Origin of the sequence: Streptomyces sp. NPDC056373, assembly GCF_042262425.1 — a bacterium.
Taxonomy (GTDB): Bacteria; Actinomycetota; Actinomycetes; order Streptomycetales; family Streptomycetaceae; genus Streptomyces.
Map to the genome: position 1 here is coordinate 78,859 of NZ_JBHJPX010000002.1, position 19,936 is coordinate 98,794.

Consider the following 19,936-nt stretch of genomic DNA (forward strand, 5'->3'; position numbering starts at 1 on the left):
GGACCGGCCCCTTGCGAAGCCACGGGAGCCGCGTCAGGACGCCGCGCCGAGACCGCCCATGATGCTGGCGAACAGCAGGAAGCCCAGCAGCGGCAGGATCACGGTGGCGATGATGCCGCAGACCAGGCCCGCGGTCGCGGCGCCCTTGTTGGTGGCCTCACCGCGGTTGGCCCTGCCGCGGCCGATGGCACCGAAGATGATCGCGAGAATGCCCAGGATCACGCCGAAGAACCACATGATGAACGTCACGCTGCACACCACGCCGATGATGCCCAGCACCAGTCCCGTGGTCCCCATGCCGTTGCTCGGCTGCGCCGGCATCCCGTAGCCGGGCGCCTGCGGGTAGCCCACGGGCGGCGCGGCCGGGTAGCCGGGGCCGCCCTGGGGGTAGCCGTAGCCCGGGGCGGCGGGGGGCTGCTGCGGATAGCCGTAACCGGGGGTGCCCGGAGGCTGCTGCGGGGGCTGGGCCGGCGGGCCGAAACCACCCGGGGGCGGATTGGTGTTGGACATGGACGATCTCCCCTCCGTTGTCAGACCAGGGCATCGTAGTGGCCAAGTCGGCCGCGCAGAGCCGCTGTTTCAGCGGTGGGACGGGGCGGTGGCCACCGGGCCGAAGGCGCCGTAGGACGAGTCGTCGTCGTAGCTGTCACTGTTGATCGCGGCGGTGATGCCGACGGCGATCAGGACGATCACGGTGATGCCGAGGATGATCCCGATGATGCCCATGATCAGACCGGCCTGGGCCTGACCGTGGTTGGTGGCCACCCCGGCCTCGGCGCGCTTGCGGCCCTTGATGCCGAAGACGACGGCGAGGATGCCGGTGACCAGGGAGACCACGCCGTAGAGGCAGAAGAGGGTGCAGGAGACGATGCCGAGCACCATCGCGGCGATGCCCAGGCCGTTCTGGGGGGCCGGGGGCATACCGGGCCAGCCGTAGCCGGACTGGGTGTACCCGGACTGCGGGTAGCCGGGGTAGCCGTAGCCGCCGGGCGCTCCGGGGCCGGTGGGAGCCACGGGCGGGGGCGGCACGGCGCCGGTGCCGGACGGGTCGTACTGCGGCGTGCCGGTCGGCGGGGTGAAGCCCGGCATGGAGGTGACCGTGGCCTGGTCGTGGACGGACGGCGGCTGCGGCGTCTGGTTCTTGTCGAGCGAGGGCGTGCTCTCCGGCGGCGCCCACGGGTCGTGGCTGCCTCCGTCGGGCTGCGTCGCGTCCGTCATCGTGCGGTCCCCCCTGGGTCGATCGTGTGGTCATGCTACGGGGCGGGTCGGTGCATGCCACAGTGCGGGTGCGTGGGGCCGCTCGTCCCCCGGCGGCGGAGCCGCACGACGGCACGGCCCGCGCCCCTGGAGAAGGGCGCCGCACCACACGGCATACGATGAATTCGCGTCAATCGATCAGCCGATCACCCGCGCCCCGCCCGCCTCATGCCGCGGTGGCGCCGTTCCGGGGAGGAACCCTTGACCGAGCATCTCGTCGACCCCCGCGCCCCACGCGACCTGAAGGCCTTCATCGCGGAACTGCCCAAGGCCGAACTGCACGTGCACCACGTGGGATCCGCCTCCCCCCGGATCGTCTCCGAACTGGCCGCGCGCCACCCCGACTCGAAGGTGCCGACCGATCCCGAGGCCCTGGTCGACTACTTCTCGTTCACCGACTTCGCGCACTTCATCGACGTGTACCTGTCGGTCGTCGACCTGATCCGCACCCCGGAGGACGTCCGGCTGCTGACGTACGAGGTGGCCCGGGACCTGGCGCGGCAGCAGGTGCGGTACGCCGAGCTGACCATCACCCCCTTCTCCTCCACCCGGCGCGGCATCGACGAGCGGGCCTTCATGGACGCGATCGAGGACGCCCGCAAGGCCGCCGAGTCCGAGTTCGGGACCGTGCTGCGCTGGTGCTTCGACATCCCCGGCGAGGCGGGCCTGGAGGCCGCCGAGGAGACGACCCGGCTCGCCACCGACGACCGGCTGCGCCCCGAGGGCCTGGTCTCCTTCGGTCTCGGCGGGCCCGAGGTGGGCGTCGAGCGGCCGCAGTTCAAGCCGTACTTCGACCGGGCGATCGCCGCCGGGCTGCACTCCGTACCCCACGCCGGCGAGACGACCGGCCCGCAGACGGTGTGGGACGCGCTGACCCACCTGCGGGCCGAGCGCATCGGGCACGGCACCAGCTCCGCGCAGGACCCGAAGCTGCTCGCGCACCTCGCCGAGCACCGGATCCCGCTGGAGGTGTGCCCGACCTCGAACATCGCCACGCGCGCGGTGCACACCCTCGACGAGCACCCGATCAAGGAGTTCGTGCGCGCCGGGGTCGTCGTCACCGTCAACTCCGACGACCCGCCCATGTTCGGCACGACCCTGGAGAACGAGTACGCGGTCGCCGCCCGGCTCCTCGACCTCGACGAGCGGGGCCTGGCCAAGCTGGCCAAGAACGCCGTCGAGGCGTCCTTCCTGGACGCGCCAGGCAAGGCCCGGATCGCCCGCGAGATCGACACCTACACCGCGCAGTGGCTCAGCCGGTGACGCCCGCCCCGGTCGCCGTGGCCCACCGGGGCGACCCCTACCACGTCCGCGAGAACACCGTCGCCTCGCTGCGTTCCGCCCTGCGCCGGGGCGCTGACGCGGTGGAGATCGACGTACGGCTCACCCGGGACGGTGTGCCGGTGCTGTTGCACGACGCGACGCTGAAGCGCCTGTGGGAGCACGAGCGGGCCCTGCGCGCACTGTCGTCCGAGGAGGTGCGCGGGCTGACCGGCGGCGGGGTGCCGACCCTGACCGAGTCGCTTGGCGCGACCGACGGGCACCGGGTGATGATCGACCTGCCCGGGTCGCCCGATGTGCGGGCGGTGCGCCGGATCACGGGCGTCGTGGCGGAGGCCGGTGCGGCCGACCGCGTCTACTACTGCGCGGACGCCGAAGCCATGCTCGCCGTGCGCGCGGTGGACGCGGACGCCGAGATCGCCCTCACCTGGACGACACTGGCCCCGCCGCGGCCGGTGCTGCTGGAGGCGATCCGCCCGCGCTGGCTCAACTACCGCTTCCCCCTGGTGGACCGCCCCCTCGCCGAGCGCGTGCACCGCGACGGGTATCTGGTGTCGGTCTGGACCCCCGACACCCGCCGCTCCATGCGCCGGCTGCTTCAGGCGGGCGTGGACTCGATCACGACGAACCGCGTCGACGTGCTGTGCGCTACACGCGCGAGCGCTGCGGCACCGTCGCCGGATCGGCCGGGGTCGCGCGCGTGAGGTACTGCGGCACCGGTGCGCGGTCCGTGCCGGTGTCGCGGACGAGCCCGTAGCGGATGGCCCCCTGGGGCGGACCCTGGCCGATGTCCTCGACCACGGCGTCCCGGTTCGTCGGGAAGACGATGAGGCCGTAGTCGCAGCCCCGTTCGTTCTGGGTGAGGGTGACGGTGCCGTCGACGTAGAAGTACTCGTTCTGCCACATCTGCTGGGTGCCGGACGGGAGGACGGCGTAGCCGATCGCCGGGCCGCCCATGCCGGTGGCGTAGCCGCCCGGGGCACCGGGCAGCGGGTCGTCCATCCGCCGCGAGCCGCCGGACGCCACATGGAAGAGCCTGCCCTTCAGGCCGGTCCAGGACGGCATGACCAGCGTGCCGGGCCGGGACCCGGGCGAGATCTGCCAGCGGACCAGGACGTAGCCCCGGCCGGTGAGGGTCACGCTGTCGCCGCGGTGCTGCATGACGGCCTTTTGGCCGCCGGTGCTGGTGACGCCGGACTCGGGGCGGCGCGGCAGGGCGGCGGGCCGGGCGCCGGGGTCGGGAGCACGGTCGACGGCGTCGACGACGGTGCCGTACGGGTCGCTCTTCTCCCGCACCGCCTTCTCCTTCGTCGCCGACGGCGAGGCCTCGGGAGTGGCCGCGGGCGGGGCCGGGACCCGCGGAGGCAGGGAGGCCGCCGTGGTCGCGGGGGTGACCGCGGCCCGGGGCGGTGGGGCGTCCGGCGGCTGGGTGACGACGTAGGCGCCGCCCGCGACGATCGTGGCGCCCGCCGTCATCGCGACGGCCGGCTTGGTGAGCGCGCCGAGCAGCTTGGCGGACCAGCCGGCGGAGGTGGCGGCCGCCGCGGTCTTGCCGCCGAGGGCGAGCGACAGGCTGAATCCGGCGGGCAGCGGGACCAGGGCGAGGCCGACCAGGAGGCGTTCGGCCGGGACGACGGCCTCGCGGGTGCCGCCGCAGTAGCCGCAGCCGCGGATGTGCCGGGCCAGCCGTTTGCGCCACACGGAGTCGGGCCGGCCGTTCCAGCGGCCGGTCGTCTCGCGCAGGTCGGGGCAGGCGCCGTCCAGGGCGCGGACGATGCCGCGCGAGGTCTCCAGGCGCTCCTTCATCCGCTGGACGCGCACGGCGGCGTGCTGCCGGGTGATGCCGACGGCGGCGGCCAGTTCGCGCCGGGTCAGTTCGCCCGCGACCTCCAGCCACCACAGGGACAGCAGGTGCCGGTCCTCGTCGTCGAGCCACCGGGCCGCCTCGGCGACCTCGCGCCGCTGCCCCTCCAGCTGGAGTCGCAGCACGGTCAGTTCGGCGAAGTCGCAGGCGGCTGCCTCCTCCAGCCGGTCCGGGGTCCTGCGCCGGGCCCGGTCGCGGACCTGCCGCACGGCGATCGCCACGAGCCAGGACCGGAAGCTGTCCGGGTCACGCAGCGAACCGAGGTTGCCGACCGCCCGCAGCATGGTCTCCTGGACGACGTCGTCGACGTCGGCGTGCCCGTTCAGGGCCCGGCCCACGATGTTGTAGACCAGCGGCAGCCAGCCCGCGACCAGCTCGTCCAGCGCCCGCCGGTCACCGGCCTGGGCCGCCGTGATGACGGCGCGCCAGTGCTGACTGTCCACGACGGCCTCTCTACGCCCGATGTCACCGATGTTCCGCACGCACCCTCTCAGCAGGTCCAGGGGTCTCCGCCATGTCCGGGATCACAGGGTGGAGACGGAGCGCGGGGCGGGCGATAACACTTTTCCCGTCCGGGGCCTGCCGGGCAGGGGCGGGTGCCGGCCCTCAGTTCCGGTGCAGCGCCTGCAGGGCAGGGCGGGCGCGGGACCGTGTGGGCCACCGGCCCCCGCTCAGGGCCCGCCGGACACGAGCCGGCGCGAACCGTCAGCCCCGATCGGCATCCGCCGGGCACGGGCGAGCGCGGGCCGTCAGTCACCGTTCAGGGCCTGCCGGCCACGGGCGAGCGCGGGCCATCAACCCCCGCTCAGGGCCCGCCGGACACGAGCCGGCGCGAACCGTCAGCCCCGATCGGCATCCGCCGGGCACGGGCGAGTGCGGGCCGTCAGTCACCGTTCAGGGCCTGCCCGAGTTCGGCCCGGCGCCGGATGCCCAGCTTCTTGTACGTGCTGGTCAGATGGGTTTCCACGGTGCGACGGGCGAGGTGGAGGAGACCTGCGATCTCCGTGTTCGTGCGGCCCTCGGCGGCCAGGCGGGCGATGCGCAGCTCGCTCCCGGTGAGGGAGCCCGAGCCGGTGCGGGCGGTGGCGGCGCGACGGGCCCCGCCCTCCCGCAGGGCCTCCTCCGCGAGCGTCCGCAGCCGGACCGCGCCCAGGCGTTCGGCGTGCCGGGCCGCTGTCCGCAGGCACTCCCGGGCCCGGGCGCGTTCCCCCGCGGCGGTCAGCTGCCGGCCCTGGGCGAGCAGCGCGGCCACCAGTTCGCTCTGCGCGGCCGCCGGCGCAGCCGCGAGGAGACCCACGGCCTCCTCGGCCAGGCGCAGGCCCCGGCGGCCACCGGTGACCGCGCCGAGCACCCTCAGGGCACGGCCGACCGTGCGGGGTGTGTTCCACACCCGCGCCAGGCGCAGCTCCTCCTCGGCCAGGGCGAGCGCCTCCCGGGTGCTGCCGAGGGCCAGCCGGCACTCGGCGGCGGCGGAGCGCCACGGGGTGACGACCGGGCTGACCACCTCGCGGGCCGTCTGGCGGCGACCGCACTCCAGGAAGTCGTGCAGCGCCCCGGCCGTGTCACCCGCCGCGGCCCGCTGCACGCCCCGCGCGTACAGGAACCGGTTCAGCTCCCAGTTGTCGGGCGCCTCGCGCAGGTCGAAGCCGTCGGCGAGTCGCCGGGCCTCCTCCGTGCGGCCGGTCTCCACGAGGGCGATCAGGGTGGTGGCGTGCACGTTGGAGGGCCCGTGGGCGGGCCCGGGCCGTTCGGCGGGCAGCAGTGCGTAGCGACCGCGCGCGGCGGCGATGTCGGCGCGGGTGTTGAGCAGGGCCGCGTGCATCGGGTGCAGCAGGTCGGGGCGCTGACCGGCCAGTCCGCGATCCACCAGTCGGTCGGCCTCGTCGAGTTCGTCGGCCCACTGGGCGACCGCGGCGGCGGTGCCCAGCAGGAAGGGCTCGGTCAGCGGGTGGGCCGGCTCGGCGAGCAGGGCCCGCATCCGCCGCATCGCGTCGTCCGCCGAGGTCAGTGCGGCCGTGGCCGCGTACCGCACGAGCAGCGCCCGGGCCGCGGGGCCGACGAGTTCCGGCGCGTGCTCGGCGGTGTCGCTCAGGCTGCGGTACACGTCCTGACGGACCGTCTGGTCCTGATCGGACAGCAGGGCGGACGCGGTCTGCAGTGCGGCTCCCAGGTCGGGGTGCCCGGTCAGCTGGCCGTCCACCGAGCGCAGCACCTCCACCGCGGCCCGGGTCCGGCCACGCCCGGCCAGCGCGGTACCGAGTGCCACGGCGGCACGCACCCGGTCGTGCGGCGTGCCGTGCAGCCGCAGCGCCTCGGTGAGGCGATTCATCCCGGCCGAGGGCTCTCGGCCGGCGAACTCCAGCGAACCCAGCTCGGTCAGGGTCCGCTGCCGGTGGTCCTCCGGGAGTGGCTCTTGCAGGGCCCTGCGCAAGAACGCCACCGCCTGGTCGGAGCGGCCGTCGCGCAGGGCGAGGACGGTGGCGTCGCGCAGCACGGCCGGGGCCCAGGGGGCGCCCACGGGGCCGGACCGCAGGAGCTGCAGGGCCACCACGGAGGTGGGGGCGCCGCGGTGCAGCATCGCCTGCGCGGCGGCCCGGTGCACCGCGCGCCGCCGGGCGTCGGGGACGCCCGTGAGAACGGCGTCCCGCAGCAGGGGGTGGGCGTAGCGCGGTCGGCCGTCCGGGCCGGGGCGCAGGACGCCGAGTCCGGTCATCGCCGTGAGCCAGCCCGCCACCCGTGCCGGATCGGCTCCGGCGAGCTCGGCGAGCAGCCCGGCCAAGGACTCTCGCGGGCCACCGCCGGCGCATGCGGGCCCGCTGACGTCCGACCCGCGACCACCACCGAACGGCCCGAACCCGCCGCCCGCCAACTCGGGACCACCACCGAACCGCCCGAACCCGCCGCCCGCCGACTCGGGACCACCGCCGGAGGGGCCGGGCCCGCCGTCGGCCTGTCCCGTCGTGTCGTCGATGTCTTCGAGTACGGCGAGCACCCGGGCGACCTCGGCCGTGGCGGGTCCGGCGCTGTCCAGCCACCACTGCACGGCGGCCGGGTAGGAGCCGGGGTAGAGGGCGGCGGAGGTCTCGGGGACGGGTGGCCAGGGGGCGGGGGTGTCGTCGGCGGGGACGTGACTGCGGGTGCTCGGCGCGTCTGCCGGGGCGCTTCCCGCGGGCTCTCGTGCGGGGGCCCGGGGCGTCACGGCTCCGAGGTCGTCGAGGAGCGCACGCAGCAGCAGGGGGCTGCCGGCACCGGCCCGGGCGCAGGTCTCGATCCACTCCGCGGGCGCGCCCGGGTGCTCGGCGCGCACCAGCCGGGCCGCCGAGTCCGTGGTGAGCGGGGCCAGGGTGTGGGTGTCGACGAGGGCGGGCGAGAGGGTGTGGGTGAAGCCGGGAGCGGGCGGGTCGATGTCGTACTGGCTGCGCTCGGTGACGGCCAGCAGGACCGGCAGGGGTAATCGCCCGACGTGCCGGGCCGCTTCGACGAGCCAGCGGTACGAGGGTCCGTCGGCGAGGTGGACGTCGTCCACGGCGAGCAGCATCGCGGAGTCACCGGCGTGCGCGTGCAGGATCCGCCACAGCCGGTCGGCGTGCTCGCGTTCGTCAGCGTCCGGGCCCGGTCTGTCGAACGCGGCGACCCGGTCGAGGAGTTGGTGGACCGCGGCGAAGGGACCGGCCGCGTACCCCGGTGCGCAGCGGGCGCGCAGCACCCGCATGCCCTGGGCGGCGGCGTCTTCGGCGGCGGCTTCCAGGACGCTGGTCCGGCCGGTGCCGGTCGCGCCGCGCAGCAGGACGAGGCCGCCCGTGCCGGACCGTGCGCGGGCGATGCCGGTGGCCAGCAGGGCGGCAGCATCCCGGTGTTCGCCGGGCCGGTCGTGGGAGCGTGACGGTCCGGAGCCGGGCTGCTCGGGCTGCGGATCGCGTGACGGCCCGGACCCGGGCTGCTCGGGCTGCGGATGGGGCATTCCTGGCTCCTTGGTCGGACGTGTCGTCTTCCCCCGTCGAGGACGGCCTGCGCGCGGGGGCGGTGCCGTGACGAGAACCACGGCGGCGGGATCCGGCCCCGGCGCAACCGGGCGGCCCCTCATGTCCCCGCCCGCGTGCGGCCGTTCGTGGTTCCGGCCGCTTCCCGATCTCGTGGTCCCCCTCGTGGTCCTCCACGATTGCGCCCGTCCCACCTGTCCCAGAAGGCTGAGGAGCGCACATCGGCCACCGACCCCACGGAGGTGGCACGCACGCGGACACAGGGGAATCGGTTGCTCAGCTCATCGCGGACCACAGGCCCCGGCACGGCCGACGTGACGGCCCGGATACCCGTGGCGGTGCATGCCGCGGACCCGATCTCCCGCGAGGGGGCGGTCAGCCAGCTGCGCCGGTTCCCGGAGATCGACCTGCGGGAGGAGACCGGGTCCGGTCCCGGCACGGTGGCCCTGCTCATCGACGACGTGCTCGACGACGCGGCGCTGGCCCGGCTGCGCCGGCTCGTGCGCAGCGAGGGCGCGCGAGCGGTGCTCGTGGTGGGCGCACTGCGGGAGACGGAGCTGCTCGACGTGATCGAGTGCGGGGTCGGTGCCATCGTGTGGCGGCGTGAGGCCACGGCGACCCGGCTGGTGCAGGCCGTGCTCGCGGCGGCCCGCGGCGACGGCGACCTGCCGGCCGACCTGCTCGGCCGGCTCATCAGCCAGGTGGGCACCCTGCACCGCGGGGCAGCCGGACGGACCGGCGCTCCGGTCTCTGGGATGACACCGCGTGAGGTGGACGTGCTGCGCCTGGTGGCCGAGGGGTTCGACACCGGTGAGATCGCCAGCAAGCTGTCCTACTCCGAACGCACCGTCAAGAACGTGATGCACGGGCTGACCACCCGACTGCACCTGCGCAACCGGGCGCACGCCGTGGCGCATGCCCTGCGGGAAGGCTACATCTGACCGAACGGACATCCGGATCCGCCCCTGTGGGCAGCGCTTTCTGCCCCGGAGCGGTCCCCGGCGTCCCTGCGGGCCGGGGCGGCACCCGGGGCAGGATCGAGCCGGGGCGGCAGGTGGCACGCGGGACATGCACGGCACGGCGGAAGCAGGAGCGCAGCGGTGATCCACGAGGTGGACGAGGTCCTCAAGGGCCTGCTCAGCGGCGGCGCGCTCGCCGGTTCCGGCATCGACATCGCCCTCGACGCCCCGACCCGCGACTGGGCCGCCCGCCGCAACGCGCCCACGATCAACGCCTACCTCTACGACATCCGTGAGGACGTCAACCGCCGCCAGCGCGGACAGCTCCCGGTCCGGGACGAGCGGGACATCGTCGTCAAGCGCCGTCAGCCGCCGCGCTGGTTCCGGCTGTCGTACCTGGTGACGGCATGGACGAAGCAGCCCCAGGACGAACACCGGCTGCTGTCCGCCGTGCTGGCCACGCTGATCCCGCGCGAGTTGCTGCCGCCCTCCGAACTCCCCGGTTCACTGGCCGCGCTGGGCATGACGATCCCGGTGTCGGTGGCCGGGATCCAGACCGAGTCGCGTTCCCTCGCCGAGATCTGGTCGGCGCTCGGCGGCGAACTCAAGCCGTCCCTGGACCTGGTGGTCACCGCGCCCTTCCCGGCCTACCCCGAGTACGACGCCGGGCCGCCCGTCACCGAGGGCGCCGCGGTGCGCGTGCGGGCCCTGGACGGCACGCCGCCCGGCACGGAGGAACGCGCGCACAGTCCCCGGCAGGTGGCGGCCGCCGAGGAGGCCCGCAGGAGGGCCCGGCGCATCTCGGGACGCGGACGGAAACCGGCGACGTGACCACCAAGACCTCCGAGGCGGCCCCCTCCGCCGCGCTCCTCACCCGCCTCGCGGCACTGCGGCACCAGGCGGCCCTGCTGGTCGAGCACCGGTCGGCCGGCGACCCCACGGCCGGTGACCCGCTGCGCGGCCTGTACCTGTCGGACGAGGCCGTACGGCATCTGCTGCGCCCGGCCGAGCCGTTGCCGCTCGCGTGCCCCGAGCCGGACGGGCCGCCCGGGGACCGGCTGGCCGGGCTGTCCGCCCGGCTCGGGCTGACCGAGCTCGACAGCGCGCTGCTCCTCATCGCCCTCGCGCCCGACCTGGACCGCGGGTTCGAGCCGCTGTACGGCTATCTCAACGACGACGTCAGCAGGCGGCGGGCCACCGTGGCCCTCGCCCTCGACCTGTGCGGTGTCCCCGTCCACCTGGCCGGGGCACGGGCCCGGCTGCGTCCCACGGCCCCGCTGTGCGCGCTCGGGCTGCTCACCGTCGAGGAGCCGGAACGGCCCTTCCTCAGCCGCTCGTTGCGGGCACCGGACCGGCTCGTCGCGCATCTCCTCGGGGACGACACCCCCGACACGGCTCTCGCCGGGCACCTCCATCCGCTGCCGCACATCCTCCCCGGCGACGACGAGGAGTCCGCCCGTTTCACCGGCCTGCTCGCCGCCCGCCTCACCACCGGCGCGCCCCTGACCGCGTACGTCCGGGAGCGCCGCGAAGGGGACGCACTCCCCTGCGTCACCAGTGCGCTGCGGGACGCGGGTCTCACGGCCGTGCAGTTCTCCGGCCCCGCGGACCGGGCCCCCGATCTGCTGTGCGAGGCCCGGCTGAGCGGCCTCGCGGTCGTCGTCACCGGACTGCCGGACGAACCCGGGCCTTTGATGCGGCAGTTGGCCGCGGCGGAGGACGTGCCGGTACTGGTCACCGGAGCGCAGCCCTACGACCCCCGGTGGTGCGAGCAGGACCCGCTCGTCCTTGAGGCTCCGCCGCGGCGCGCGGGAGCGGTGCACGTCTGGTCGGCCGCCCTCGGCGGGGAACCGGACTTCGACCTGGCCACAACCGTCGCCCCGTACCGCCTCGCCGGTGACCACGTCACCCGTGCCGCCCGCGCGGCCCGGGACCTCGCCGCGTTCGAGGGCGTCCCGCTCTCCCCCGCCCATCTGCGCCTCGCCGCCCGCCGGCAGTCCGCCTCCGGTCTGGAGCGGCACGCCCGGCGGATCCGGCCCGCCGTCGACTGGCGGGACCTCGTCCTGCCCGAAGGTCCCCTGGCCCAGCTGCGGGAACTCTCCCTGCGCGCCCGCCACCGCGACCGGGTCCTCGGCGACTGGCGGCTCAGCGCGGGCGGTGGCCGGGGCCGCGGTGTCCTCGGCCTGTTCGCGGGCGACTCGGGCACCGGCAAGACGCTCTCGGCGGAGGTGGTCGCGGCCGATCTCGGCCTCGACCTGTACGTCGTCCAGCTGTCGTCCGTGGTCGACAAGTACGTCGGCGAGACCGAGAAGAACCTCGAGCGCATCTTCACCGAGGCCGACCGCACCGACGCGGTGCTCCTCTTCGACGAGGCCGACGCCGTCTTCGGCAAGCGGTCCGAGGTGAAGGGCGCGCACGACCGGTACGCCAACCTCGAGAGCTCCTACCTGCTCCAGCGGCTGGAGTCCTTCGACGGCATCGCGCTGCTCACCACCAACCTGCGCGCCAACATCGACGAGGCGTTCACCCGGCGCCTGGACCTGGTGGTCGACTTCCCGTTCCCGGACCCGGGGCAGCGCCTGGCGCTGTGGCGGCACAGCCTGTCGCACGTGCCCGGCGCGGACGGCGTCGACCTGGGTTCGCTGGCCGGGGACTTCGAGCTGGCGGGCGGTTCCATCCGCAGCGCCGTGGTGACCGCCGCGTACCTGGCCGCCGGCCGCGGGGGCGAAGTCACGGCGGGCGACCTCCTGGAGGGCGCCCGCCGTGAGTACCGCAAGGCCGGCCGCCTGGTGCCGGGGGAGGGCACCTGGTAGCCGCCCCGCGGGGTCAGCCCTCCGACGGCTTCACGATGTCCCATTCCTGGTCGTCCGTGTTGGAGCAGTCGAAGAGGGTCAGGTTGGCGCCTTCGCCGCCGGTGCTGTAACCGGCCACGTCCAGGCACTTGTTGTTGCTGGCGAAGTTGCGGATCCAGTAGGCGCCGCTCGGCTGCTTGTCGATCCACCACAGCTGGTTGTCGCGGGTCGTGCCGTCACAGGTGTACTTGGTGATCGGGGACCGCACGGGGGCCGCCCCGTAGTCGGGCAGATCCGCGCAGAGCTCTCGCTCCTTGACGTTGCGGATCAGGAAGAGCGCGTGGCCGCCCGGCCCCTTGTCCGGTTCCGTCACCTCGAGGTTCCACCGCTGGGTGCCCTGCGGGGACTCGTTGCACGTGTACTGATGCGGGCGGCCGTCGTCCTTGTCGGCGCCGGGAAGGCCGACGCACCGCTTGGTGGTGGTGTTGCGCAGCAGGATGTTCTCCGCCGGCACCACGGGCTTCGGCGGCTTCTTGGTCTGCTTGGGCGCGCCACCGCCTCCACCCCCCTGTCCGTCTCCGCCCTCCGGCTGCTGCGGGGTCGGTGACGGGGGCGGCGGGGCCGAGGTGAGGGCCGGGGTGGGGCTCGGCGACGGCGCGAGGGTGCTGCCCGCCTCGACGGCCCGGCCGGGACTGGCCTTGGAGGCGACCGCCGGCTTGTAGGTGATCCACAGCATGAGGAAGGTGAACGCGAGGGCGAACAGGATCCCGAAGCAGGTCGCCAGCCAGCGCGGCAGAAATCCGCGCTGGACGAACGTCCCCTCCACGGGCAGCGGTTCGGCGCCCGAGCGCTGCACCGTGAGGGTGTAGGGCCGCTGCTCCTTCGAACCGAACCAGATGATGTTCTTCGGCTTGAGCGTGGCCTTGACGAACGTGGCCCGGCCCGGCTCGATCTGCACGTTGCCCGGGTGGAGGTCGTACGACAGCTCGTCACCGTTGTCGCTGCCTGCGAGGGACGCGGTGAGCCGGGTGTTGCCCACGTTGTCGACCGCGAGCCGGGGCCGTCCCCGCAGGCGCCCCTTGACGGTGGGCGGCACCAGCTCCGCCCGCACCTCGGTGAACGGGGTGATGGTCAGGTTCCCCTCGGGGACGGTCGTCGCCTCGGGGTGCTCGGTCGGCGTGATGCGCACCGCGTAGGGGTTGGGCCCCGCCGTCGCGTCGGGCGTCCGGGGCGGCGCGAACGTCAGCTCCACCGTGCCGGTCGTACCGGGGTAGAGGCGCACGGTTGCCGGTTCGACCGTCGTCCAGGGGGCGACGGGCCCGACCGGTTCGAAGCGGTACTCGTCGACGACGTCGCCGGTGTTGCGCAGGCGCAGCCGGACGCGCGTCACGCTGCCCGGATCGACGGTCGCGGACGCGGGTTCCAGGGAAGTCCACAGGCTCACTGTCGCGACGCTAGCCCGCGGCCGACGGATCGTCAGGAAGCGTGAGGGCAGGATGACATGACCGAACGGGCCACGCCGCGGGGCCGTCAGGTCCGGGGCGTCTGCGCCCCGGTCGCCGTCAGGATGAACTGGGCGTAGGAGTCGGCGTTCATGAGGGCGCGCCGGCCCAGGGCGTACCAGTTGGCCTGCTTGGGCCGGAACGTCTGCTCGTCCTTGCCGGTGAACTCCTTCGGGTCGCGCACCTTGCGCCTCTCGAGCGTCGAGGGCTCCATCGCCGCCGCCACTTCCGGGTCGGCCGCGGCCAGGAAGTCGTCCTCCTTCACCTCCTCGAAGTACGGGCTGTACTGGAAGTCGAGGGTTCCGGCGAACCGGTGGGTGGCCTCGTGGACGATGTACCAGGCGTTCTGGCCGCGTTCCAGCAGGTGGAGGGGGCCGGAGCGCTCCATCATCGGCGGCAGTTCCTCACTGGTCTTCTGATGGCCGAGGTTGAAAAGGCCCGCCAGGTTCTCGGACAGGTTCCCGTCGACCCAGGCGGTGGCGTTGCCCGGCACGCCGGGGACCCCGCTGCCGACCATGGCGATCTGCGCGCCCTGCGCGTTCAGGCCTGCCTGGATGCGCTGGACCACCTCGGTGATGTGCGGCAGGAAGGCCCCGAGCTCCTGGGCCGGAACCGTCCGGAACAGGGGGAAGCCCGAGTGGAGGGCGGCCAGCAGCGGACCCCCGGGGGCGCCGCCGCCGGCCGACTTCAGCAGCTGGAGCGCCGAGGCGATGCGGTGCTTGGCCTCGGCGACCGCGCGCCTGGTCCGGGTGGTGACTTGGGCCAGCTCCCGCTCGGGGATCCGGCCCTCGGTGGAGAACTCGACGTTGTCGCTGCTGTGGAGCTGCTCGGTCGCGTCGTCGTAGAGGTCGCCGGGCCGGGGCTTGCGCTCGGGGTCGAGGCCCAGGTCGCCGGAGGACTTGAGGGCGCCGGGGGCGTCCCCGCTGCGCCAGCGGTAGTGGGGCCGGCCGCGCTCGTCCTGGACGCTGGAGCTCTGGTCGAAGGTCCACACGGTCCGCTGCACCGTCCCCTCGCGCGGTGCGCCGGTGGCGGCCGGGACGGGCTGTGCGACCGTTTCCCGCTCGCCCTGCGCCGCGGGTCCCGGCCCGCCGGCGCCCGTCTCGGGGGCCCGTTGCACGGCGGGCACCGGCCCGTTCATCACCCGCCGGGCGTTGTCCACGGCGTGCCGTTCACCCGAGTCGTCCTCCTGGGAGACCCGCACCCCGGCGCCGTTGTCGGTTCCGGGGACGGGGCCGGTCATCTGGTCCTGGTAATGGGTGAGTTCGTGCGCCCAGTCCTCCTTGGTCAGCGGCGCGCCCTCGACGATGTGGGCGCCGGAGGTGTACGCCTTCGCGCCCAGCTCCGCCGCCGACTCCTGGGCGAGGGGGCCCTTGTGCACGCGTACGCCGCTGAAGTCGGCGCCGCCGAACCGGGCCTCCATCTCGGTCCGCAGCCCGGCGTCCATGCCCTGCCCCGGGCTGTTCAGCACGTCGTGCACCAGGGCGCGGCGCTGCACGGAGGGGGTGTGACCGCAGTTTCCGTCGTGCTCGTGGCGCTCCTCCGCCACGGCGCGGGTGACGGCCGCGTTGCCGGCCATGCGCTGCAGGGCCAGCAGGCGGTGGGCCGGCGCGCCGGGCGCGTCCGCGCGGCGCTCGTCCCGGTCAGCGGCCCGTCCGCCCCGTGTTCCGTGTGCGTGCACGGCGTTCCCCTCGATGATCGACGGCTGACCCGTCAGCTGTACCGGCCGTCGCCGTGTCCCGGGAGGGCCGGGAGGGCAGACCCGGGGGCAGAACGGGCCGGGGGTGTCGCCGGTGCTGCCCTCGCGGGCAACGGCATTGCCCCCGCTCCGGCACCGGAGGACGTTTCGTCCGCGGTCGGGCGCGCGCGAGGGTGGGAGGTGTTCGTGTCTCGTACCCCGAGGAGAGCAGAGCATGCCGTCCTACCTGTCGCCCGGCGTCTACGTCGAGGAGGTGGCCAGCGGCTCGCGCCCGATCGAGGGGGTGGGGACGTCGGTGGCGGCCTTCGTGGGGCTCGCGCCGACCGGTCCCCTGAACGAGCCGACGCTGGTGACCAACTGGACGCAGTACGTGGCGGCCTTCGGTGAGTTCACCGACGGGTACTACCTCGCGCACTCCGTCTACGGCTTCTTCAACAACGGCGGTTCCGCCGCGTACGTCGTGCGCGTGGGCGGCTCCCCCGAGGGTGCTCCCGTCGAGGCCGGCCAGGGCCCCGCGGCCGTCACCGGCCGCTCGAACGCCCCGGCCGAGCTGCCCGCGGGCGAGCCGAAGCAGCTCGGCACGTTCTCCGTCACCGCCGTGGCGCAGGGCGAGTTGAGCGTCGAGGTCGCCGACCCCGAGGGCGAGGGCCCCGCCGAGCGGTTCCGGCTGATCGTCAAGGACGGCGGCAAGCCGGTCGAGACGTTCGACGTGACCGCCAAGAAGGGCGGCCGCAACTACGTCGTCACGCAGGTCAAGGAGCGCTCCAAGCTCATCAGCGTCACCGAGGCCGCGCCGGCCGCGCAGCTGGCCCGCCCGGACAACCAGACGGTGGCCCTGGCGGCACCGGCTCCCGCGCCCGCCGCAGCTCCCGCCGAGCCGGCCGGCACCGCGCAGCCGGGCCCGGCCCAGTACCTGGGTGACTCCGCCGACCGGACGGGCTTCGGCGGTCTGGAGGCCGTGGACGAGATCTCCATGGTCGCGGTGCCCGACCTGATGGCCGCCTACCAGCGCGGCGCGATCGACCTGGAGGCCGTCAAGGCGGTGCAGCTCGGGCTGATCGCGCACTGCGAGCTGATGGGCGACCGGGTGGCCGTCATCGACCCGCCGCCGGGCCTCAACGCCCGCCAGATCCGCGTCTGGCGGCAGGAGACCGCCGGGTACGACTCCAAGTACGCGGCCCTGTACTACCCCTGGATCAAGACCTTCGACCCGGCCACCGGCCAGGCCCGGCTGGTCCCGCCGAGCGGCCACGTCGCCGGCATCTGGGCCCGCAGCGACGCCGAGCGCGGGGTGCACAAGGCGCCCGCCAACGAGGTCGTGCGCGGTGCGGTGGACCTGGAGACCCAGATCACCCGCGGCGAGCAGGACCTGCTCAACCCGATCGGCGTCAACTGCATCCGCGCCTTCCCCGGCCGCGGCATCCGCGTCTGGGGCGCCCGCACCCTCTCCTCCGACCCGGCCTGGCGCTACCTCAACATCCGCCGGTACTTCAACTACCTGGAGGAGTCGATCCTGATCGGCACCCAGTGGGTGGTGTTCGAGCCGAACGACCACAACCTGTGGGCCCGGATCCGCCGCAACATCTCGGCGTTCCTGGTCAACGAGTGGCGCAGCGGAGCGCTCTTCGGGCAGCGGCCCGAGGAGGCGTACTACGTCAAGTGCGACGAGGAGACCAACCCGCCCGAGTCGGTCGACGTCGGCCGGGTCGTCTGCGAGATCGGCATCTCCCCGGTCAAGCCCGCCGAGTTCGTGATCTTCCGGCTGGCCCAGTTCTCCAGCGGCAACGGGGAGCTGGAGGAGTAACCGCCCCGGCCCCCACCCCCGTACACCCCTCACGCTCTTCGTCACAAGGACATCCCACACATGAGTCTCCAGCCGGGTGACGCCCTCACCTCACACAACTTCGGCCTCCAGATCGACGGTGTGATGGTCGAGTACCTCGCCGAGGTCAGCGGCCTCACCCTCGAACAGGACGTCATCACCTACCAGCAGAACACCGCGCAGGGCCGGTCCGAGGTGGCCCTGCTGCCGGGCGTGCAGAAGAACGGGCAGTGCACCGTCGTGCGCGGCATGACCCAGTCGGCGTCGTTCACGCAGTGGATCAACGACTCCATCGCCGGCCGGATGGCCACGGCCCGCAAGAACGCCTCGATCATCATGATGGACTTCGAGGACAACCCGGTGAAGCGGTACAACCTGCGCAACGCCTGGTGCAGCAAGATCGACACGAGCACGGTGAAGGCCGGCGAGGCGGCCGCCCTCACGGAGACCGTCACCATCGTGTTCGAAGAACTGGTCATCGAGTAATGCGGCGTACGGCAGCGAGGGCGGGCGGGGCCGCGCCGGAGGCACCGGGGAGTGCGGAGCCCGGTCCGGAGCCGGCCCAGGACCTCGCCACCCCCGAGCAGGCCCCGCTCCTCCCCCAGGACCACCTGCGCACCGAGTTCCCCTTCCAGCTGCCGCGCGGCTACGTCGACGACTCGGGCACCGTGCACCGGGACGGCGTGATGCGCCTGTCGACGGCGCGGGACGAACTGGTCCCGCTGCGGGACGTCCGCGTCCAGGAGAACCCGGCGTACCTGTCGGTGGTCCTGCTGGGCCGGGTCATCACCCGGCTCGGCACGCTGCCGATGGTCCACGACGGGATCGTGGAGAACATGTTCGCCTCCGACCTGGCGTTCCTGCAGGACTTCTACCGCCAGATCAACGCGGAGGGGCACACCCGGGCGGCAGTGCGGTGCCCGCACTGCACGGAACACTTCGAGGTGGAACTCGGCGGGAGCCGCCTGGGGGAATCGTGACGTACGCGACCGACCGGCTGCACGAGGAGATCGCGTACGTGGCCTACCACTTCCACTGGAGCATGGACGACATCCTGAACCTGGAACACCACGACCGCCGCCGGTTCACGAACGAGATCGCGTCCCTGGTGACGCGTGCCGGGGCGGAGGGCTGAGGGGTGGGGTTTCTGGGGCGTCGGCGCGGCTCGGAGCGGGGGAAGCGGACTGAGGCACGGTCCGATGCCCGCCCGGGCGTGCCGGACGGGCCGGGCACGGAGGTGCGGGCGGAAGCCGGTACGGGCGTGCCGGGCGGATCGGGCACGGAGGTGCCGGCGGAAGCCGGTACGGGCGTGCCGGGTGCCGGCGCACGGGCGGATGTCCGACCCGTGGTGGCCGCTTCCTGGCCGGGGCTGCCGCCGATCCAGCGGGCGCTGGCACCGGGGCAGGGGGCCGGGGTCGCGGACGCGGGGTTCGGCGGGCGGTTGCCCACGTGGCAGAACCCGTCGTTCATGGGCATGGCGTCCCACGCCGTCCTGGACGGACAGTCGAGCGCCGTACTCGCCGACGTTCCCCGCCCGACGGCGGGCCGGCCGGTCTCCGGCCTCGAACGCCGCTCGGGTGCACTGCCGTTGGCCGGCCCGGAGCCGTTGGCGACGCGGCCACCGGCCGTGCCGTTGCGGGCACTTCCGCCGAGGGGTCCTGAAACGGCCGGTGGGCCTGGGGCCGCCGGTGGTCCTGGGACCGCCGGTGGTCCGAGGGTGGTCGGCAGCTCCGGGGCCGCGGGTGGTTCGCGAGCGCTCGGTGCCTCTGGAGCCGCCGGTGGAACGACAGGCGTCGGTGGGTCCGGGGGCGCCGCTGGTCCGCGGGGCGTAGGTGGCTCCCGGGGTGCCGGGCGCCCCGGGGTGACCAGTGGTCCTCGGGTGGCCGGCCGGACCGGGGCCGGGGGTTCCGGTGCGGTGGCGGACGCGGCGCCCGGTGCTTTCCGGGGCACCGGGAACGGGCCTGCCGTGCAGCGGACGCGCAGTGGCGCGCCGGCTGTGTCCGCGAGCCCGTCGCCGCGCGCGGGAAGTGCGGTGGGCCCCCCGGCCGCTCGCTCCGGCAACAGCGGGGCCCCGGCCGCCGGACCGACCCCGGCCGGCAGGCCGTCGGCCGGCAGGCCGTCGGCCGCTCCGCGATCCTCCGCTGCCGGTCAGCCGCGTCCGGGCCAGGGGTGGGGCTCGGCGCCCTCGGCCCGAGCCACCCCCGTGACAGCACAACGCACCCCCGCGGCAGGTTCCGGGCGCCCCGGGCCCGGGCCGGGAACCGCCCCTTCGGCGCCCTCGGGCAGGACCGCTCCCGCCACAGCACACGAGGCAGCACCGGCTGCGCAGCGCTCCCCTGCCGCCCGACCCGGGCACGAGGCGGGGACCGCCGTCCCGACGCCCACGGCCGGACCGACCGTCACCGCGCAACGCACCCCCGCCGCCGCACCCGGGGGACGGCCGGGCACTGGGACGGACGGCTCGGCTCCTGAGGCTCCCGCGGCAGCGCCGGGAGCCCGCCCGGCGTCGCCACGTGCCGGGTCCGCCGACTCGGCGGCTGCCCTGCCGGCACCGGAAGCGACCGCCTCCACGCCGCCCTCGTCGGGCGTCCGGGTGACCCCCGTGCCGGCTGACCAGCCGTTGCGGCCCGGGTCGTTGACGAGGACGTCGGCCGCGGGGACTCCGGTACAGCGGCGAACCCTGCCCACGACACGAGGAGCCGTCAGGTCCCCCCGGGGCAGCACGGCGGGTGCGGCTCCGACGGCAACCGACAGCGGTGGGGCGCACGTTCCCACCCCCGCGA

Annotated in this window: 15 protein-coding genes; 9 read left to right on the top strand and 6 right to left on the bottom strand. The window is 74.4% G+C overall.

Annotation, left to right across the window (positions count from 1 at the left end):
• Positions 1-33: 33 nt before the first annotated feature.
• Together ACFCXS_RS04305 and ACFCXS_RS04310 are read right to left on the bottom strand one after the other, a co-directional pair.
• Positions 34-510 (bottom strand): DUF4190 domain-containing protein, encoded by a 477-nt coding sequence (locus ACFCXS_RS04305; RefSeq protein ID WP_376641573.1) that lies wholly within the window; start codon positions 508-510, stop codon positions 34-36.
• Positions 511-579: 69 nt separating this feature from the next.
• Positions 580-1,218, bottom strand: a complete 639-nt coding sequence (locus ACFCXS_RS04310) for a DUF4190 domain-containing protein (protein ID WP_376641574.1) — start codon at positions 1,216-1,218, stop codon at positions 580-582.
• A gap of 240 nt (positions 1,219-1,458) precedes the next feature.
• Between ACFCXS_RS04310 and ACFCXS_RS04315 the strand changes: the two genes are divergently transcribed.
• Together ACFCXS_RS04315 and ACFCXS_RS04320 are read left to right on the top strand one after the other, a co-directional pair.
• Positions 1,459-2,520, top strand: a complete 1,062-nt coding sequence (locus tag ACFCXS_RS04315) for an adenosine deaminase (RefSeq protein WP_376641575.1) — start codon at positions 1,459-1,461, stop codon at positions 2,518-2,520.
• Positions 2,517-3,242, top strand: coding sequence for a glycerophosphodiester phosphodiesterase (locus ACFCXS_RS04320; protein ID WP_376641576.1), 726 nt, complete (start codon positions 2,517-2,519; stop codon positions 3,240-3,242). Before ACFCXS_RS04315 ends, ACFCXS_RS04320 begins: the two co-directional genes overlap by 4 nt.
• Here ACFCXS_RS04320 and ACFCXS_RS04325 read toward each other — a convergent pair.
• Positions 3,187-4,845, bottom strand: a complete 1,659-nt coding sequence (locus ACFCXS_RS04325) for an RNA polymerase sigma factor (protein ID WP_376641577.1) — start codon at positions 4,843-4,845, stop codon at positions 3,187-3,189. The genes ACFCXS_RS04320 and ACFCXS_RS04325 overlap by 56 nt on opposite strands.
• A 440-nt stretch (positions 4,846-5,285) precedes the next feature.
• Positions 5,286-8,363 (bottom strand): LuxR C-terminal-related transcriptional regulator, encoded by a 3,078-nt coding sequence (locus ACFCXS_RS04330; protein WP_376641578.1) that lies wholly within the window; start codon positions 8,361-8,363, stop codon positions 5,286-5,288.
• A gap of 291 nt (positions 8,364-8,654) precedes the next feature.
• Between ACFCXS_RS04330 and ACFCXS_RS04335 the strand changes: the two genes are divergently transcribed.
• From ACFCXS_RS04335 to ACFCXS_RS04345, 3 genes are all read left to right on the top strand, one after another.
• Complete coding sequence (locus ACFCXS_RS04335; RefSeq protein ID WP_376641579.1) at positions 8,655-9,323, top strand: LuxR C-terminal-related transcriptional regulator; 669 nt, start codon at positions 8,655-8,657, stop codon at positions 9,321-9,323.
• Between the two features lie 159 nt (positions 9,324-9,482).
• Positions 9,483-10,172: a DUF4255 domain-containing protein gene (locus tag ACFCXS_RS04340; protein WP_376641580.1), complete on the top strand. Its 690-nt coding sequence runs from the start codon at positions 9,483-9,485 to the stop codon at positions 10,170-10,172.
• Entirely contained in the window at positions 10,169-12,154 is a 1,986-nt protein-coding gene (locus ACFCXS_RS04345) for an ATP-binding protein (protein WP_376641581.1), read from the top strand. Before ACFCXS_RS04340 ends, ACFCXS_RS04345 begins: the two co-directional genes overlap by 4 nt.
• A gap of 13 nt (positions 12,155-12,167) precedes the next feature.
• On the opposite strand, the gene ACFCXS_RS04350 is transcribed toward ACFCXS_RS04345, so the two are convergent.
• The gene (locus tag ACFCXS_RS04350; protein WP_376641582.1) at positions 12,168-13,577 is read right to left on the bottom strand and encodes an RICIN domain-containing protein; all 1,410 of its coding nucleotides are present in this window, start codon (positions 13,575-13,577) and stop codon (positions 12,168-12,170) included.
• Positions 13,578-13,663: 86 nt separating this feature from the next.
• Positions 13,664-15,313, bottom strand: coding sequence for a DUF4157 domain-containing protein (locus tag ACFCXS_RS04355; protein ID WP_376641583.1), 1,650 nt, complete (start codon positions 15,311-15,313; stop codon positions 13,664-13,666).
• Positions 15,314-15,545: 232 nt separating this feature from the next.
• On the opposite strand from ACFCXS_RS04355, the gene ACFCXS_RS04360 reads away from it, so the two are divergent.
• Genes ACFCXS_RS04360 through ACFCXS_RS04375 form a run of 4 tightly spaced genes read left to right on the top strand, consistent with a single transcriptional unit; the run spans position 15,546 to position 18,288 of the window.
• Entirely contained in the window at positions 15,546-17,135 is a 1,590-nt protein-coding gene (locus tag ACFCXS_RS04360) for a phage tail sheath family protein (RefSeq protein ID WP_376641584.1), read from the top strand.
• Between the two features lie 60 nt (positions 17,136-17,195).
• Positions 17,196-17,639 carry a phage tail protein gene (locus ACFCXS_RS04365; protein ID WP_142159014.1) on the top strand — a complete coding sequence of 148 codons (444 nt, stop codon included), beginning with the start codon at positions 17,196-17,198 and terminating at the stop codon, positions 17,637-17,639.
• Positions 17,639-18,133, top strand: coding sequence for a hypothetical protein (locus ACFCXS_RS04370; RefSeq protein WP_376641585.1), 495 nt, complete (start codon positions 17,639-17,641; stop codon positions 18,131-18,133). Before ACFCXS_RS04365 ends, ACFCXS_RS04370 begins: the two co-directional genes overlap by 1 nt.
• Positions 18,130-18,288, top strand: a complete 159-nt coding sequence (locus ACFCXS_RS04375; protein WP_376641586.1) for a DUF6760 family protein — start codon at positions 18,130-18,132, stop codon at positions 18,286-18,288. Before ACFCXS_RS04370 ends, ACFCXS_RS04375 begins: the two co-directional genes overlap by 4 nt.
• Positions 18,289-19,936: the final 1,648 nt, after the last annotated feature.

Coding starts and splice junctions, on each gene's coding strand:
- ACFCXS_RS04305 (WP_376641573.1), bottom strand. CDS start 510: ATGTCCAACACCAATCCGCCCCCGGGTGGTTTCGGCCCGCCGGCCCAG.
- ACFCXS_RS04310 (WP_376641574.1), bottom strand. CDS start 1,218: ATGACGGACGCGACGCAGCCCGACGGAGGCAGCCACGACCCGTGGGCG.
- ACFCXS_RS04330 (WP_376641578.1), bottom strand. CDS start 8,363: ATGCCCCATCCGCAGCCCGAGCAGCCCGGGTCCGGGCCGTCACGCGAT.
- ACFCXS_RS04360 (WP_376641584.1), top strand. CDS start 15,546: ATGCCGTCCTACCTGTCGCCCGGCGTCTACGTCGAGGAGGTGGCCAGC.
- ACFCXS_RS04365 (WP_142159014.1), top strand. CDS start 17,196: ATGAGTCTCCAGCCGGGTGACGCCCTCACCTCACACAACTTCGGCCTC.
- ACFCXS_RS04370 (WP_376641585.1), top strand. CDS start 17,639: ATGCGGCGTACGGCAGCGAGGGCGGGCGGGGCCGCGCCGGAGGCACCG.